Annotated in this window: 15 protein-coding genes and 2 pseudogenes; 15 read left to right on the top strand and 2 right to left on the bottom strand. The window is 70.3% G+C overall.

The features are described 5' to 3' along the window. Positions 1-193: pseudogene (locus A5659_RS26680) on the bottom strand (tyrosine--tRNA ligase); the annotation flags it as partial. Between A5659_RS26680 and A5659_RS03255 the strand changes: the two are divergent. The 13 genes and pseudogenes from A5659_RS03255 to xerD form a co-directional block, all read left to right on the top strand. Then, a pseudogene (locus A5659_RS03255) lies at positions 188-664 on the top strand (tyrosine--tRNA ligase); the annotation flags it as partial. The pseudogenes A5659_RS26680 and A5659_RS03255 overlap by 6 nt on opposite strands. Before the next feature lie 98 nt (positions 665-762). Beyond that, positions 763-1,125: a DUF732 domain-containing protein gene (locus A5659_RS03250; RefSeq protein ID WP_066870543.1), complete on the top strand. Its 363-nt coding sequence runs from the start codon at positions 763-765 to the stop codon at positions 1,123-1,125. Positions 1,126-1,153: 28 nt separating this feature from the next. Next, a complete protein-coding gene (locus A5659_RS03245; RefSeq protein ID WP_231997721.1) occupies positions 1,154-1,954 on the top strand; it encodes a tetratricopeptide repeat protein in 801 nt (266 codons plus the stop codon). Between the two features lies 1 nt (position 1,955). After that, the gene (locus tag A5659_RS03240) at positions 1,956-2,996 is read left to right on the top strand and encodes an HAD-IIA family hydrolase (protein WP_067179287.1); all 1,041 of its coding nucleotides are present in this window, start codon (positions 1,956-1,958) and stop codon (positions 2,994-2,996) included. A gap of 23 nt (positions 2,997-3,019) precedes the next feature. Further along, positions 3,020-3,205, top strand: a complete 186-nt coding sequence (locus A5659_RS03235; RefSeq protein WP_067179285.1) for a hypothetical protein — start codon at positions 3,020-3,022, stop codon at positions 3,203-3,205. Between the two features lie 8 nt (positions 3,206-3,213). Then, complete coding sequence (locus tag A5659_RS03230; RefSeq protein ID WP_066872230.1) at positions 3,214-4,023, top strand: TlyA family RNA methyltransferase; 810 nt, start codon at positions 3,214-3,216, stop codon at positions 4,021-4,023. Next, on the top strand, positions 4,020-4,949 hold the full coding sequence (locus A5659_RS03225) for an NAD kinase (RefSeq protein ID WP_082972497.1): 930 nt from the start codon (positions 4,020-4,022) through the stop codon (positions 4,947-4,949). The genes A5659_RS03230 and A5659_RS03225 overlap by 4 nt, the downstream gene beginning before the upstream one ends. 25 nt (positions 4,950-4,974) lie before the next feature. After that, a complete protein-coding gene (gene recN, locus A5659_RS03220; RefSeq protein WP_067179284.1) occupies positions 4,975-6,738 on the top strand; it encodes a DNA repair protein RecN in 1,764 nt (587 codons plus the stop codon). Positions 6,739-6,851: 113 nt separating this feature from the next. Next, positions 6,852-8,033 carry a putative cytokinetic ring protein SteA gene (gene steA, locus A5659_RS03215; protein WP_066872237.1) on the top strand — a complete coding sequence of 394 codons (1,182 nt, stop codon included), beginning with the start codon at positions 6,852-6,854 and terminating at the stop codon, positions 8,031-8,033. Continuing rightward, entirely contained in the window at positions 8,034-8,978 is a 945-nt protein-coding gene (locus tag A5659_RS03210) for a copper transporter (protein WP_067179282.1), read from the top strand. Positions 8,979-9,099: 121 nt separating this feature from the next. After that, positions 9,100-10,851 carry a CTP synthase gene (locus A5659_RS03205; protein ID WP_066878304.1) on the top strand — a complete coding sequence of 584 codons (1,752 nt, stop codon included), beginning with the start codon at positions 9,100-9,102 and terminating at the stop codon, positions 10,849-10,851. Continuing rightward, on the top strand, positions 10,844-11,467 hold the full coding sequence (locus tag A5659_RS03200; RefSeq protein WP_067021870.1) for an NUDIX hydrolase: 624 nt from the start codon (positions 10,844-10,846) through the stop codon (positions 11,465-11,467). Before A5659_RS03205 ends, A5659_RS03200 begins: the two co-directional genes overlap by 8 nt. Beyond that, entirely contained in the window at positions 11,464-12,405 is a 942-nt protein-coding gene (xerD, locus tag A5659_RS03195) for a site-specific tyrosine recombinase XerD (RefSeq protein ID WP_066872248.1), read from the top strand. Before A5659_RS03200 ends, xerD begins: the two co-directional genes overlap by 4 nt. 19 nt (positions 12,406-12,424) lie before the next feature. Here the strand turns inward: xerD and A5659_RS03190 are convergent, their stop codons facing one another. Then, complete coding sequence (locus A5659_RS03190; protein WP_067179281.1) at positions 12,425-13,177, bottom strand: O-methyltransferase; 753 nt, start codon at positions 13,175-13,177, stop codon at positions 12,425-12,427. 287 nt (positions 13,178-13,464) lie between these two features. Here A5659_RS03190 and A5659_RS03185 point away from each other — a divergent pair, with 287 nt between their 5' ends. Then, positions 13,465-14,328 carry a ParA family protein gene (locus A5659_RS03185; protein WP_066872253.1) on the top strand — a complete coding sequence of 288 codons (864 nt, stop codon included), beginning with the start codon at positions 13,465-13,467 and terminating at the stop codon, positions 14,326-14,328. Then, positions 14,325-14,548, top strand: a 224-nt coding sequence (locus A5659_RS03180; protein ID WP_197497903.1) for a segregation/condensation protein A, incomplete at its 3' end; no start/stop codon positions are given. The genes A5659_RS03185 and A5659_RS03180, both read left to right, overlap by 4 nt.

Genomic DNA, 14,548 nt, shown 5'->3' with positions numbered 1-14,548 from the left:
GACGCTCGGCGGTCGCTTGTTCCAGCTCGCCGAGCTCGTCGGCGGTCAGGAAGGTGAACCAGCGCAGGTAGCGGACGACGTCGGCGTCGGCGGTATTGAAGAAGTACTGGTACCAGGCGTACGGCGTGGTCAGCGCCGGGTCCAGCCACAGGCTGCCACCGCCGGTGGATTTGCCGAACTTGGTGCCGTCCGCTACCTGCGCTGGTTCACCTTCCTGACCGCCGACGAGCTCGGCGAGCTGGAACAAGCGACCGCCGAGCGTCCCCAGCAGCGCGCCGCCCAGCGGCGGCTGGCGCGCGAACTGACCGTGCTGGTGCACGGCGAGGCGGCCACCGAGGCCGTCGAGCACGCCAGCCGGGCGCTGTTCGGGCAGGGCGAGCTGGACCGGCTGGACGAGGCCACGCTGGCGGCGGCGCTGCGCGAGACCTCGGTCGCCGAGCTCAAACCCGGTGGCCCGGACGGGATTGTGGACCTGCTGGTCGCCACCGGCCTGTCCGAGAGCCGCAAGGCCGCGCGCCGCACGCTCGGCGAGGGCGGCGTCTCGGTCAACAACGTCCGCATCGAGAGCGAGGAATGGGCGCCGCAACCGTCGGACTTCCTGCACGGCAAATGGCTGGTGCTGCGCCGCGGCAAGCGCACGGTCGCCGGGGTCGAAAAGCTCTAGCCCGACCGGCCGCCGGGGGGCGCCGCAAAACGCGTGCGTGCACAGATCTTTACCTCCCCGTGTCGTCGACGTGACCGTGGGCGACCACTGTTGTCACGGTGATTTTCGCGACGCGTGTGCGGTCCACCGCCCTGCGGATCCTGGGGGTGAACGCCGGCCTGGTGGCGCTGGCCGCGACGCTGTCGGCACCGATCCGCGCGGACATGCTGGGCAATGCCTTCCTGTCGGCGCTGACGAACGCCGGGATCGCCTACACGCAGCCGACCAGCACCATGGCGATGGGGCAGTCGGTGTGCCCGATGCTGTTCGAGCCCGGCGGGTCGTTCGACGAGGTGACGTCCAGGATGGCCGAGGGCAACGGAATGTCGTACGAGATGGCGGGCCGGTTCACCATCGTCGCGATCGCGACCTACTGTCCGGCGGTGATTGCGCCCCTGCTGGGTAACCGGCTGCAAAGTTAGGCGTGGCGCTGCCCGTATTCTCGGCAGCGTGGTCGACGACAGGCAACGGCAGCGCGGCGAACGGCGGGGGCGGCCGGCATCCAACGGCTGGTCGGGTCCGGGCCGTGCGCGCCCGGTCCAGCCGCAGAGCGCCGGACGCCGCGACGGCCAGGCCGAGCGCGCGCCGCAGGACGGCCCGCCGATACCGCCCGGAGTGGAGGCAAAGCAGCTGGCACCCGACATCCGCCGCGAGCTGAGCACCCTGGACCGCGCCACCGCCGATGCGGTGGCGCGCCACCTGGTGGCCGCGGGCGAATTGCTCGACGAAGACCCGCAGGCCGCCCTGAGCCACGCCCGGGCGGCGCGCGCCCGGTCCAGCCGGCTCGCCACCATTCGGGAAGCGGTCGGCATCGCCGCCTACCACTGCGGCGACTGGTCGCAGGCGCTCGCGGAACTGCGTGCGGCCCGCCGGATGGGCAGCAAGTCCCCGCTGCTGGCCCTGATCGCCGATTGCGAACGCGGACTTGGCCGCCCGGAGCGGGCGATCGAACTCGCGCGCGGGCCCGAGGCCGCCGAACTGGCCGGGGACGACGCCGACGAGTTGCGCATCGTCGCGGCCGGGGCGCGCGCGGACCTCGGCCAGCTGGAACAGGCGCTGACCGTGTTGTCCACGCCGCAACTGGATCCGGGCCGCACCGGCAGCACGGCGGCGCGGCTGTTCTACGCCTACGCGGACACGCTGCTGGCGCTCGGCCGCGCCGACGAGGCGCTGCAATGGTTCCTGCACTCCGCCGCCGCGGACGTCGACGGTGTCACCGACGCCGAAGACCGGGTCAGTGAACTCGGCTGACATGCCCGCCGAGCAACCCAAAACACTTGCGCAGCAATACGACTGCCTGCTCATCGATTTGGACGGCACGATGTTTCGCGGGCGTCGGCCCACCGACGGCGCGGTGCAGGCGCTGGCGCGGGTGCGCAGCCGCGCGTACTTCGTCACCAACAACGCCTCGCGCAGCGCCGACGAGGTGGCCGCGCACCTGACCGAGCTGGGCTTCACCGCCGTCGCCGACGACGTCGCCACCAGCGCGCAAAGCGCCGCCCGGCTGCTGGCCGACCAATTGCCGCCGGGCGCACCGGTGCTGATCGTGGGCACCGACGCCCTGGCCGACGAGGTCACCGCCGTCGGACTGCGCCCGGTGCGCAGCTACGACGACGACCCGGCCGCCGTCGTGCAGGGCCTGTCCCAGACCCTCGGGTGGCCGGAGCTGGCCGAGGCGGCGTTGGCCATCCGGGCCGGCGCGCTCTGGGTGGCGTCCAACGTCGACCTGACCCTGCCCACCGAACGCGGGCTGCTGCCCGGCAACGGATCCTTCGTGGCCGCGCTGCGGGCGGCCACCGGCGGCGAGCCCCAGGTCGCGGGCAAGCCGGCGCCGGGACTGCTGCGCGACGCCGCGGCCCGCGGCGACTTTCGCGCCCCCCTGGTGGTCGGCGACCGCCTCGACACCGACATCGAGGGCGCCAACGCCGCCGAGTTGCCCAGCCTGATGGTGCTCACCGGGGTCAATTCCGCGCGGGACGCGGTGTACGCCGAGCCCGCCCGGCGTCCCACCTACATCGGCCACGACCTGCGCGCGTTGCACGCCGACGGCGAGCGGCTCAAGGTCGGGCCGCAGCCGGGCTGGCGGATCGACGTCGCCGACACCGCGATCACCGTCAGCGCCGACGGGTCGGACGACGGGGACGGCCTGTCGATCGTCCGCGCGGTGGCCGCCGCGGTGTACGCGCGGTCCGGCTCCGGTTCCGGTTCCGGTTCCGGCGAAGTGCGCATCGAGGCCGGTGACGACGACGCCCGCGCCGCGCTGGGGCGCTGGTCTTTGGTGCGCACCGACTGACGGGTGACTAGCGTAGGAACGCGATGACTATCGATCCCGATCAGATTCGCGCTGAAATCGACGCCCTGCTCGCCCGGTTGCCGCAGCCCGGCGACCGTGCAGACCCCGAGCAGGTGCCGTCACTCGACGAGCTCGAAGAGATCGCCCGCCGCCTGTCCGAGGCGCACGACGTGCTGCTGGCCGCGCTGGAGTCGGCGGAGAAGGGCTGAGTGCGCGGATGTCTCGACGCGCCCGGGTTGATGCCGAGCTGGTCCGGCGCGGCCTGGCCCGGTCACGTCAGCAGGCCGCGGAGTTGATCGGCGCGGGGAAGGTGAGCATCGACGGGATGCCGGCGCGCAAGCCGGGCACCGCCGTCGCCGTCACCGCCGCCCTGACCGTCGCCGAGGACGGCGAGCGGGCCTGGGTCTCGCGCGGGGCGCACAAACTCAACGGCGCGTTGGACGCCTTCGAGATCGCGGTCGCGGGCCGTCGCTGCCTGGACGCCGGCGCGTCGACAGGCGGCTTCACCGAAGTGCTGCTGGATCGCGGCGCGAGCGAAGTGGTCGCCGTCGACGTGGGATACGGCCAGCTGGCGTGGTCGCTGCGCAGCGACGCGCGGGTGGTCGTCGTCGAGCGGACCAACGTCCGCGACCTGGCGCCCGAGGCGATCGGCGGGCCGGTCGACCTGGTGGTGGCCGACCTGTCCTTCATCTCGCTATCCACGGTATTGCCGGCGTTGGCTGGATGTGCCGCACCGAACGCGGATATCGTTCCCATGGTGAAGCCGCAGTTTGAAGTGGGCAAGGGCCTGGTCGGCGCCGGGGGTGTGGTGCACGACCCCGTCCTGCGCGCCGACGCGGTGCTGGCGGTCGCCCGCCGCGCGAGCGAGCTGGGTTGGCACACCGTCGATGTCACCGCCAGCCCGCTGCCGGGGCCGTCGGGCAATGTCGAGTACTTCCTGCGGCTGCGCGCCCAGACCGATCGGCCGTTGGGCGGCGACGACCTGGCGACGGCGGTGCGCCACGCGGTGGAAAGCGGGCCACAGTGAACGAAGATGCTCCCCGCACCGTCCTGATGGTGGTCCACACCGGCCGCGACGAGGCCACCGAGACCGCGCGACGCGTGCAGAAGGTGCTGGGCGACAACGGGATCGGGCTTCGCGTGCTGTCCGCCGAGGCGGTCGACAAGGGGCCGCTGCACCTGGCCCCCGACGACATGCGCGCGCTGGGCATCGAGATCGAGGTGGTCAACGCCGACCCCCAGGCCGCCGAGGGTTGCGAACTGGTGTTGGCGTTGGGGGGCGACGGCACCTTCCTGCGGGCCGCCGAACTGGCGCGCAACGCCAACATCCCGGTGCTGGGCATCAACCTGGGCCGCATCGGCTTTCTGGCCGAGGCGGAGGCCGAGGCCATCGATCGGGTGCTGGAACACGTTGTCGCACAAGACTATCGGGTGGAGAACCGCCTGACGCTCGACGTCATGGTCCGCCAGGGTGGTGACGTCTCCGTGCATGGTTGGGCGCTCAACGAGGTCAGCCTGGAAAAGGGTCCGCGGCTCGGCGTGCTCGGGGTGGTCCTCGAGATCGACGGGCGCCCCGTCTCGGCGTTCGGCTGCGACGGTGTGCTGGTCTCGACGCCTACCGGGTCCACCGCCTACGCGTTCTCCGCCGGCGGGCCGGTGTTGTGGCCGGACCTCGAGGCAATCCTGGTGGTACCCAACAACGCTCACGCGCTGTTCGGCAGGCCCATGGTGACCAGCCCGGACGCCACCATCGCGATCGAGATCGAGGCCGACGGGCACGACGCCCTGGTGTTCTGCGACGGTCGCCGCGAAATGTTGATTCCCGCGGGCAGCCGGCTGGAGGTAAAGCGTTGCGACACACCGGTGAAATGGGCCCGGCTGGACAGCGCCCCCTTCACCGACCGGTTGGTGCGCAAGTTCCGGTTGCCGGTGACCGGGTGGCGCGGGAACTGACTGCTCTTGCACAGGTGCTGACTGAATGCTGACCGAAATCCGCATCGAGTCGCTCGGTGCCATCAGCGCCGCGGTCGGGGAGTTCGACCGCGGCCTGACCGTCCTGACCGGCGAGACCGGAACCGGCAAGACCATGGTGGTGACCGGGCTGCACCTGCTCGGCGGTGCCCGCGCGGACGCGACCCGGGTGCGGTCCGGCGCCGATCGTGCGGTGGTCGAAGGCCGTTTCACCACAACCGATCTCGATGAGGCCGTGGTGGTGAAGCTGGACGAGATGCTGGACGCCTCGGGCGCCGAACGCGACGAGGACGGCAGCGTGATCGCGCTGCGCTCGGTCAGCCGGGACGGGCCGTCGCGGGCCTACCTCGGCGGCCGCAGCGTGCCGGCCAAGTCGCTGGGCGACTTCACCGCCGGGCTGCTGACCCTGCACGGGCAGAACGACCAGCTGCGCCTGATGCGGCCTGAGGAGCAATGCGGCGCGCTGGACCGGTTCGCGAAGGCCGGCCCAGCGCTGGAGCGCTACTGCAAACTGCGTGACGCCTGGCTCTCCGCGCGGCGCGACCTCTTGGACCGCCGCCACCGGATGCGCGAGCTCGCGCTGGAGGCCGACCGGCTGAACTTCGCGCTGAACGAGATCGACGCCGTGGACCCGCAACCCGGCGAGGACGACGCCCTGGTCGCCGAGATCGTGCGGCTCTCCGAGCTGGACACCCTGCGCGAGGCGGCGGCCGCCGCCCGGGCGGCCCTGTCCTCGGATGAGGCGGACGGGTCCGGGTTCAGCGCGACCGACAGCCTTGGAAAGGCAAGGGCCGCACTGGAATCCACGGGGGACGCCAAGCTGGTGGCGCTGGCCGGCCAGCTCGACGAGGTGCTGACCGTCGTCGTCGACGCCGCCGGCGAACTGGGCGGCTTCCTCGACGAGCTGCCGGCCGATGCCAGCGCCCTGGAATCCAAGCTGGCCCGGCAGGCGGAATTGCGCACGCTGACCCGCAAGTACGCCGCGGATATCGACGGGGTGCTCGCCTGGGCCCAGGAGTCGCGACAGCGGCTGGCCCAGCTCGACGTCTCGGAGGAGGGGCTGGCCGCCCTGGCGGGCCGGGTCGACGAGCTCGCGCGCGAATTGGCCGGGGCCGCGGTCGACCTCAGCACGATTCGGCGCAAGGCCGCCAAGCGGCTGGCCAAGGAGGTCACCGCCGAGCTGTCCGGGCTGGCGATGGCCGACGCGCAATTCAGCATCGACGTCGCCGTCGATGTCGTGCCGGACACCGCGTCCTCCGCCGACGACACGGCCACGCTGGTGCTGCCGTCGGGCGAGCTGGCCCGGGCCGGCGCCGACGGCGTCGACCGGGTGGAGTTCGGCTTCGCCGCGCACCGTGGAATGGACCAGCTGCCGTTGGCCAAGAGCGCCTCCGGCGGCGAGCTGTCCCGGGTGATGCTCGCGCTGGAAGTGGTGCTGGCCGCCTCGGCGGCTGGGACAACCATGGTGTTCGACGAGGTGGACGCCGGTGTGGGCGGCCGGGCGGCGGTGCAGATCGGGCGGCGGCTGGCGCGGCTGGCGCGCACCCACCAGGTCATCGTCGTCACCCATCTGCCGCAGGTCGCGGCCTACGCCGACGTGCACCTGGTGGTGCATGGCGCCGGGCCGAAGGGGACCAGCGTGGTGCGGCGGGTCGCCGACGACGAGCGGGTGGCCGAGCTGGCGCGGATGCTGGCCGGGCTGGGCGAATCCGACAGCGGCCGCGCGCACGCCCGCGAACTGCTCGAGGCGGCGCAGAAGGATGAGATCTAACCGTCCGGAACGCGTAATACAGATGTGACTCGTGGGACTCTAGATAACTTCTGGGGCTGATGTTACGGCGCGCCTCCCGTCCTCGCCCACCCTTCGCGGACAGAATCGCCCCCATGAAGATGTCAGGCCTGCTCTCCCGTAACCCCGCCCGGCCGGGCCTCGTCGGCACCGCCCGCGTTGACCGGAACATCGACCGACTGCTGCGTAGGGTGTGCCCCGGCGACATCGTCGTGCTCGACGTCCTGGACCTGGACCGCATCACGGCCGACGCGCTGGTGGAAGCCGACATCGCCGCGGTCGTCAACGCCTCCCCGTCGGTGTCGGGCCGCTACCCGAACATGGGTCCCGAGGTGTTGGTCAACAACGGGGTGACGCTGATCGACGAGGCCGGCCCGGACATCTTCAAGAAGGTCAAGGACGGCGCCAAGATCCGCCTGCACGAGGGTGGGGTGTACGCCGGCGACCGCCGGCTGGTCCGCGGCACCGAGCGCACCGACCACGACATCGCCGACCTGATGCGCGAGGCCAAGAGCGGACTGTCCGCGCACCTGGAGGCCTTCGCCGGCAACACCATCGAGTTCATCAAGAGCGAGAGCCCGCTGCTGATCGACGGCATCGGCATCCCGGACGTCGACGTCGACCTGCGCCGCCGGCATGTGGTGATCGTCGCCGACGAGCCCAGCGCCGAGGAGGACCTGCGCTCGCTCAAGCCGTTCATCAAGGAGTATCAGCCGGCGCTGATCGGCGTCGGCAGCGGCGCGGACGTCCTGCGCAAGGCGGGCTACCGCCCGCAGGTGATCGTCGGCGACCCCGACCAGATCAGCACCGACGCACTCAAGTGCGGGGCCCAGGTCGTGTTGCCCGCCGACGCCGACGGGCACGCGCCCGGGCTGGAGCGCATCCAGGACCTCGGCGTCGGGGCGATGACGTTCCCCGCCGCGGGCTCGGCGATCGACCTGGCGCTGCTGCTGGCCGACCACCACGGCGCCGCGCTGCTGGTGACGGCCGGCCACACCGCGAACATCGAGACGTTCTTCGACCGCACCCGCGCGCACAGCAACCCGTCGACCTTCCTGACCCGGCTGCGGGTGGGGGAGAAGGTGGTGGACGCCAAGGCCGTGGCCACCCTGTACCGCAACCACATCTCGGCGGGCGCCATCGCGCTGCTGGCGCTGACCATGCTGATCGCCGTCATCGTCGCCCTGTGGGTGTCGCGCACCGACGGCGTGGTGCTGCACTGGGTCACCGACTACTGGAACCACTTGTGCGCGATGGTGCAGAGGTGGGTCACCTAGATGATCTCCTTGCGTCAACACGCCCTGTCGCTGGCCGCGGTCTTCCTGGCGCTGGCGGTGGGCGTGGTGCTGGGCTCCGGCTTCCTGTCGGACACCTTGCTGTCCAGCCTGCGCGACGAGAAGCGGGACCTGACCACCCAGATCAGCGGGCTCAACGACCAGAAGAATGTACTGAACGAAAAGCTAAGCGCGGCAAACAATTTCGACACCCAACTGGCCGGTCGGATGGTGCACGATGCGTTGGGCGGCAAGTCGGTGGTGGTGTTCCGCACCCCCGACGCCAAGGACGACGACGTGGCGGCGGTGTCGAAGTTCATCGGTCAGGCCGGCGGGACGGTGACCGGGACGGTGTCGCTGACCGATGAGTTCGTCGAGGCCAACTCCGCGGAGAAGCTGCAGACGGTGGTGAACTCTTCGGTGCTGCCCGCGGGCCAACAGCTGAGCACCAAGCTGGTCGACCAGGGTTCGCAGGCGGGCGATTTGATGGGCATCGCGCTGCTGGCCAACGCCAACCCGGCGGTGCCCGCCGTGGACGACGTCGCGCGCAACACCGTGCTGGCGGCGCTGCGCGACACCGGCTTCATCACCTATCAGGCCACCGACCACATGGGCGCGGCGAACGCCGCGCTGGTCGTCACGGGCGGCTCGCTACCCCAGGACGCCGGCAACAAGGGCGTCAGCGTGGCCCGGTTCTCGGCCGCACTGGCCCCGCACGGCTCGGGCACCCTGCTGGCCGGGCGCGACGGGTCGGCGACCGGCGGCGCCGCCGTCGCGGTGACGCGCGCGGACGCCGGGATGAACTCGACCATCAGCACCGTCGACGACGTCGACGCCGCGCCCGGTCGCATCACCGCGGTCCTGGGCCTGCACGACCTGCTGAACGGCGGTCACGCCGGGCAGTACGGCACGGGCCACGGGGCGACGTCGATCACGGTGCCTCAGTAGCGGGCGTGTTAGCCGCGGCACAGCGCGGTGGATGTTAGGGTGGGTTTCCGTGGGTCGGCAGGCCCATCTAGTTATTCGCTAGACAATTTTGACGCCCTGCCCGTCTTCACGGAGGTCGCCTGTGCGAAAGCATCCGCAATCCGCCACCAAGCACCTCTTCGTCAGCGGGGGCGTCGCTTCCTCGTTGGGTAAGGGGTTGACCGCCAGCAGCCTTGGCCAGCTGCTGACGGCCCGCGGGTTGTACGTGACGATGCAAAAGCTCGATCCGTACCTCAACGTCGACCCCGGCACCATGAACCCGTTCCAGCACGGCGAGGTCTTCGTCACCGAGGACGGCGCCGAAACCGACCTCGACGTCGGGCATTACGAGCGGTTCCTGGATCGCGACCTGTCCGGTTCGGCGAATGTCACTACCGGGCAGGTGTATTCGACAGTCATCGCCAAGGAGCGCCGCGGCGAATACCTCGGCGACACCGTCCAGGTGATTCCGCACATCACCGACGAGATCAAAGGGCGCATCATGTCGATGGCCCAGCCCGACGCCCAGGGCAACCGGCCCGACGTGGTGATCACCGAGATCGGCGGCACCGTGGGCGACATCGAGTCGCAGCCCTTCCTGGAGGCCGCGCGGCAGGTGCGTCACGATGTCGGCCGGGAGAACGTCTTCTTCCTGCACGTCTCGTTGGTGCCCTACCTGGCCCCCTCGGGTGAACTCAAGACCAAGCCCACCCAGCACTCGGTGGCCGCGCTGCGCAGCATCGGTATCACCCCGGACGCGCTGATCCTGCGTTGCGACCGTCCCGTCCCGGAGGCGCTGAAGAACAAGATCGCGCTGATGTGCGACGTCGACATCGACGGCGTCATCTCCACGCCGGACGCGCCGTCGATCTATGACATTCCGAAGGTGCTGCACCGCGAGGAACTCGACGCCTACGTGGTGCGCCGGCTGAGCCTGCCGTTCCGCGACGTCGACTGGACCGAATGGGACGACCTGCTGCGCAGGGTGCACGAGCCGCACGAGACGGTGCGAATCGCGTTGGTGGGCAAGTACGTTGACCTGTCCGACGCCTACCTCTCGGTGACCGAGGCGCTGCGCGCGGGCGGGTTCTCCCACCACGCCAAGGTGGAGATGGTGTGGGTGCCCTCCGACGACTGCGAGAGCGCGGCCGACGCCGCGTCGGCGCTGGGCGACGTGCACGGCGTGCTGATCCCCGGCGGCTTCGGCATCCGTGGCATCGAGGGCAAGATCGGCGCCATTCGGTACGCACGGTCGCGCGGGCTGCCGGTGCTGGGGCTGTGCCTGGGCCTGCAATGCATCGTGATCGAGGCGGCCCGATCGGCCGGTCTGGCCGAGGCGAACTCGGCCGAATTCGACCCCGAGACACCCGATCCCGTCATTTCGACGATGGCCGACCAGGTCGACATCGTCGCCGGCGAGGCCGACCTGGGCGGCACCATGCGGCTGGGTGCCTACCCGGCGGTACTGGAGCCGGAATCGATTGTGGCCCAGGCCTATGGCGCCACGGAGGTGTCCGAGCGGCACCGGCACCGCTACGAGGTCAACAACGCCTACCGCGACAAGATCGCCGAGAGTGGCCTGAAGTTCTCCGGCACCTCCCCGGACGGCCATCTGGTGGAGTTCGTCGAATACCCGCCGGACGTGCACCCGTTCATCGTCGGCACCCAGGCGCACCCGGAGCTCAAGAGCCGGCCCACGCGGCCACACCCGCTGTTCGTGGCCTTCGTCGGCGCCGCCATCGACTACAAAGCGGGCGAGCTGCTGCCGGTGGAGATCCCGGAGCAGTCGTCGAACGGCATCCAGCACCGGGACAGCGCCGCGCGGCCGATACCTGAGCCCGCGACCCGTGGCTGAACACGAATTCTCCACGGCGTCATCCGAAACGCTGTACACCGGAAAGATTTTCGCGCTGCGCAGCGATCGGGTGCGGATGCCCGGTGACACCATCGCGGTGCGTGAAGTCGTCGAGCACTACGGGGCGGTCGCCATCGCGGCGCTGAACGCCGAGAACCACATCGCGATGGTCTACCAATACCGGCATGCCTTCGGGCGGCGGCTGTGGGAGCTGCCCGCCGGGCTGCTGGACGTCGCGGGTGAGGAGCCGCAGCACACGGCCGCCCGGGAACTGCAGGAGGAGGCCGGCCTGCGGGCGGACACCTGGCAGGTGCTGGCCGATCTGAACTCCGCCCCCGGATTCAGCGACGAATCGGTGCGGATCTATCTGGCCACCGGGCTGAGCGAGGTGGATCGGCCCGAGGCGCATCACGAGGAAGCCGACATGACGCTGCGCTGGTTTCCCATCGCCGAGGCGGCCCGGCTGGTGTTCAGCGGCGAGGTGGTGAATTCCATTGCCATTGCCGGGATTCTGGCCGCGCACGCGGTCACCGAGGGATTTGCGCAGCCGCGTCCGGTGGACAGTGAGTGGATCGACAGGCCGACGGCGTTCGCCGCGCGCAAGGCCGCACAATGACCACGGTGGCGCTGGACACCCAGTTGCAGGGCTACCTTGACCATCTCACGATCGAGCGCGGCGTCGCCGCCAACACCCTGAGCTCGTACAGCCGCGACCTGCGCCGCTACACAAAACACCTGTCGGACCGGGGGATTCACGACCTGGCCAAGGTGGGCGAGAACGACGTCAGCGAATTCCTGGTGGCGCTGCGCCGCGGCGATCCCGACACCGGGGCCGCCGCGCTGTCCGCGGTATCGGCGGCGCGAGCGCTGATCGCGGTGCGCGGGCTGCACCGGTTCGCCGCCGCCGAGGGGCTGGCCGAACTCGACGTGGCGCGCGCGGTCCGCCCACCCACCCCGGGGCGCCGGTTGCCCAAAAGCCTGACGATAGACCAGGTTCTGGCGCTGCTGGAGGCCGCCGGCGGCGAGAGCCCGGCCGACGGCCCGCTGACTTTGCGGAACCGGGCGCTGCTGGAACTGCTGTACTCCACCGGCGCACGGATCTCCGAGGCCGTCGGCCTCGACGTCGACGACGTCGACACCCACGCCCGCTCGGTGTTGTTGCGCGGCAAGGGCGGCAAGCAGCGGCTGGTGCCGATCGGGCGTCCGGCGGTCGCCGCGCTGGATGCATATCTGGTGCGGGGCCGTTCGGAGCTGGCGCGTCGTGGGCGCGGAACGCCGGGCATCTTTCTCAACGTGCGCGGCGGGCGGTTGTCGCGGCAGAGCGCGTGGCAGGTGCTGCAGGACGCGGCCGAGCGCGCCGGGATCACCTCCGGGGTGTCGCCGCACATGCTGCGGCATTCCTTCGCCACCCACCTGCTCGAGGGCGGCGCCGACGTGCGCGTCGTGCAGGAGCTGCTGGGCCATGCCTCGGTGACGACGACGCAGATCTACACCATGGTCACGGTGCACGCGCTGCGCGAGGTGTGGGCCGAAGCCCACCCCCGGGCCCAATAGCGTTGTCGCACCGGGCCGCTCAGCCGAGATGCTCGGACTCGAGCACCAGGTCGGACAGCAGGGTCTGATATTCGAGGTGCGCCTTGTGCTCGACGGTGTTGAACCGCTGGCCTTGTTGTTGGCGCATGTACTCCCGGTACTTCGGTGCGCCCGGCACCCGGACGTTGTCGGCGACCACGATCGACCCCGGATGCAACCAGTCCCGGTCCAGGATGCTCTTCAGGTCGTCCAGGTAGGCGTCCTTGTCGTGGTCCAGGAACACGAAATCCAAGGTGCCGGAAGTAAATCCATGCTCGTTGGCCAGCGCGTCGAGGGTGCGCCCACCGTCGCCGATGGTGCCGACCACACACGTCACCCGGTCGGCGACCCCAGCGTGGGCCCAGATCTGTCGGGCGTTGGCCGCGTTGGCCTCGGCGAGCTCGACGGAGAACACCTTGGCCTTCGGGGCGGCCCGGGCGATGCGTAGGGCGCCGTAGCCGACGTAGGTGCCCAGTTCGAGCGCGAGCGCGGGATCGGCGCGGCGGACCGCGGCGTCGAGCAGCTGCCCTTTCTCGTCGCCGACGTTGATCAGCAGTGACTTGTCGTAGGCGAACTTGTCGATGGTGGCCAGCACGTCGTCGATGTCGCCGGCCCGGGCGTTGCGCAGCACGTACTCGACGGCGGCCGCCTCGCGCCCGTCACCGATCTGGCCCGTAGTGGTGATGTTGCGATTCCCGGCGGCCATGCGCCAGACCGACCACCGCAGCAGAGGTATCCGTCGCTTCAGGTTCATAGCCGCCACCATAGGCCGGTGGCGGTGTCGGCCGGCCGGCCTCGCGGCCGCCGGCGGTGACTATCGGTCATCCGCGACAGCGCTAGCGCCGGTGCTAGCGCGTTTCGACGTCGCATCACCCCCCGGAAATTGGTGCTCCTGTGACTGAAGTGAATAGGCTGTCGGGATGTGCGTTCTACCACCGATTTTTGCCCATATTGGCTGGTTAATTGCCTGCGGGTCGCCGGGTTTCGCGCGCCGAACCCGTTAGACTTTCCGACGATGTTCACCTCCCGAACACCCCCGCCATGACCGAGCAGCCGGACAACGGCGTCGAGCTCGGCCTGACCGGGCGGCCGCCGCGGGCGATCCCGGAGCCACAGCCGCGCACCTCGCACGGCCCGGCCAAAGTCGTCGCCATGTGCAACCAGAAGGGCGGCGTCGGGAAGACCACGTCCACCATCAATCTGGGCGCCGCGCTGGCCGAATACGGCCGCCGGGTGCTGCTGGTGGACATGGACCCGCAGGGCGCGCTGTCCGCGGGCCTGGGCGTCCCGCACTACGAGCTGGACAAGACCATCCACAACGTCCTGGTCGAGCCGCGGGTGTCCATCGACGACGTGCTGCTGCAGACCCGGGTCAAGCACATGGATCTGGTGCCCAGCAACATCGACCTGTCGGCCGCCGAGATCCAGCTGGTCAACGAGGTGGGCCGCGAGCAGACCCTGGGCCGCGCGCTGCACCCGGTGCTGGACCGCTACGACTACGTGCTGATCGACTGCCAGCCGTCGCTGGGCCTGCTCACCGTCAACGGGCTCGCCTGCGCGGACGGCGTGGTGATCCCCACCGAGTGCGAATACTTCTCGCTGCGGGGCCTGGCGCTGCTGACCGACACCGTCGACAAGGTGCGCGACCGGCTCAACCCGAAGCTCGAGATCAGCGGGATCCTGCTCACCCGGTACGACCCGCGGACGGTCAACTCCCGCGAGGTGATGGCCCGCGTGGTGGAGCGGTTCGGTGACCTGGTGTTCGACACCGTCATTACCCGGACCGTGCGATTCCCGGAGACCAGCGTCGCCGGCGAACCCATCACCACGTGGGCCCCGCGCTCCACCGGCGCCATTGCCTATCGCGCGCTGGCCCGCGAATTCATCGACCGATTCGGCGCGTGAACGCGGCCGCAACCGGTGAGGCGCCACAGCAGAACGGCTACGGGGCTGGCTTCCAAGTCCGCCTGACCAATTTCGAGGGCCCGTTCGACCTGCTGCTGCAGCTGATCTTCGCCCATCGCCTCGACGTGACCGAGGTGGCGCTGCACCAGGTCACCGACGACTTCATCGCCTACACCCGCGAAATCGGCCCGCAGCTCGAGCTGGAGGAGACCACCGCGTT

Source organism: Mycobacterium sp. 1165196.3, assembly GCF_001673415.1.
Taxonomy (GTDB): Bacteria; Actinomycetota; Actinomycetes; order Mycobacteriales; family Mycobacteriaceae; genus Mycobacterium; species Mycobacterium europaeum_A.
This window is presented reverse-complemented; position numbering and strand designations above follow the sequence as displayed.

Excerpts from the sequence above, each read along its gene's own strand:
- A5659_RS03240 (WP_067179287.1), top strand. The coding sequence starts at position 1,956 with ATGCCCGCCGAGCAACCCAAAACACTTGCGCAGCAATACGACTGCCTG.
- A5659_RS03235 (WP_067179285.1), top strand. The coding sequence starts at position 3,020 with ATGACTATCGATCCCGATCAGATTCGCGCTGAAATCGACGCCCTGCTC.
- A5659_RS03230 (WP_066872230.1), top strand. The coding sequence starts at position 3,214 with ATGTCTCGACGCGCCCGGGTTGATGCCGAGCTGGTCCGGCGCGGCCTG.
- recN (WP_067179284.1), top strand. The coding sequence starts at position 4,975 with ATGCTGACCGAAATCCGCATCGAGTCGCTCGGTGCCATCAGCGCCGCG.
- steA (WP_066872237.1), top strand. The coding sequence starts at position 6,852 with ATGAAGATGTCAGGCCTGCTCTCCCGTAACCCCGCCCGGCCGGGCCTC.
- A5659_RS03210 (WP_067179282.1), top strand. The coding sequence starts at position 8,034 with ATGATCTCCTTGCGTCAACACGCCCTGTCGCTGGCCGCGGTCTTCCTG.
- xerD (WP_066872248.1), top strand. The coding sequence starts at position 11,464 with ATGACCACGGTGGCGCTGGACACCCAGTTGCAGGGCTACCTTGACCAT.
- A5659_RS03190 (WP_067179281.1), bottom strand. The coding sequence starts at position 13,177 with ATGAACCTGAAGCGACGGATACCTCTGCTGCGGTGGTCGGTCTGGCGC.
- A5659_RS03185 (WP_066872253.1), top strand. The coding sequence starts at position 13,465 with ATGACCGAGCAGCCGGACAACGGCGTCGAGCTCGGCCTGACCGGGCGG.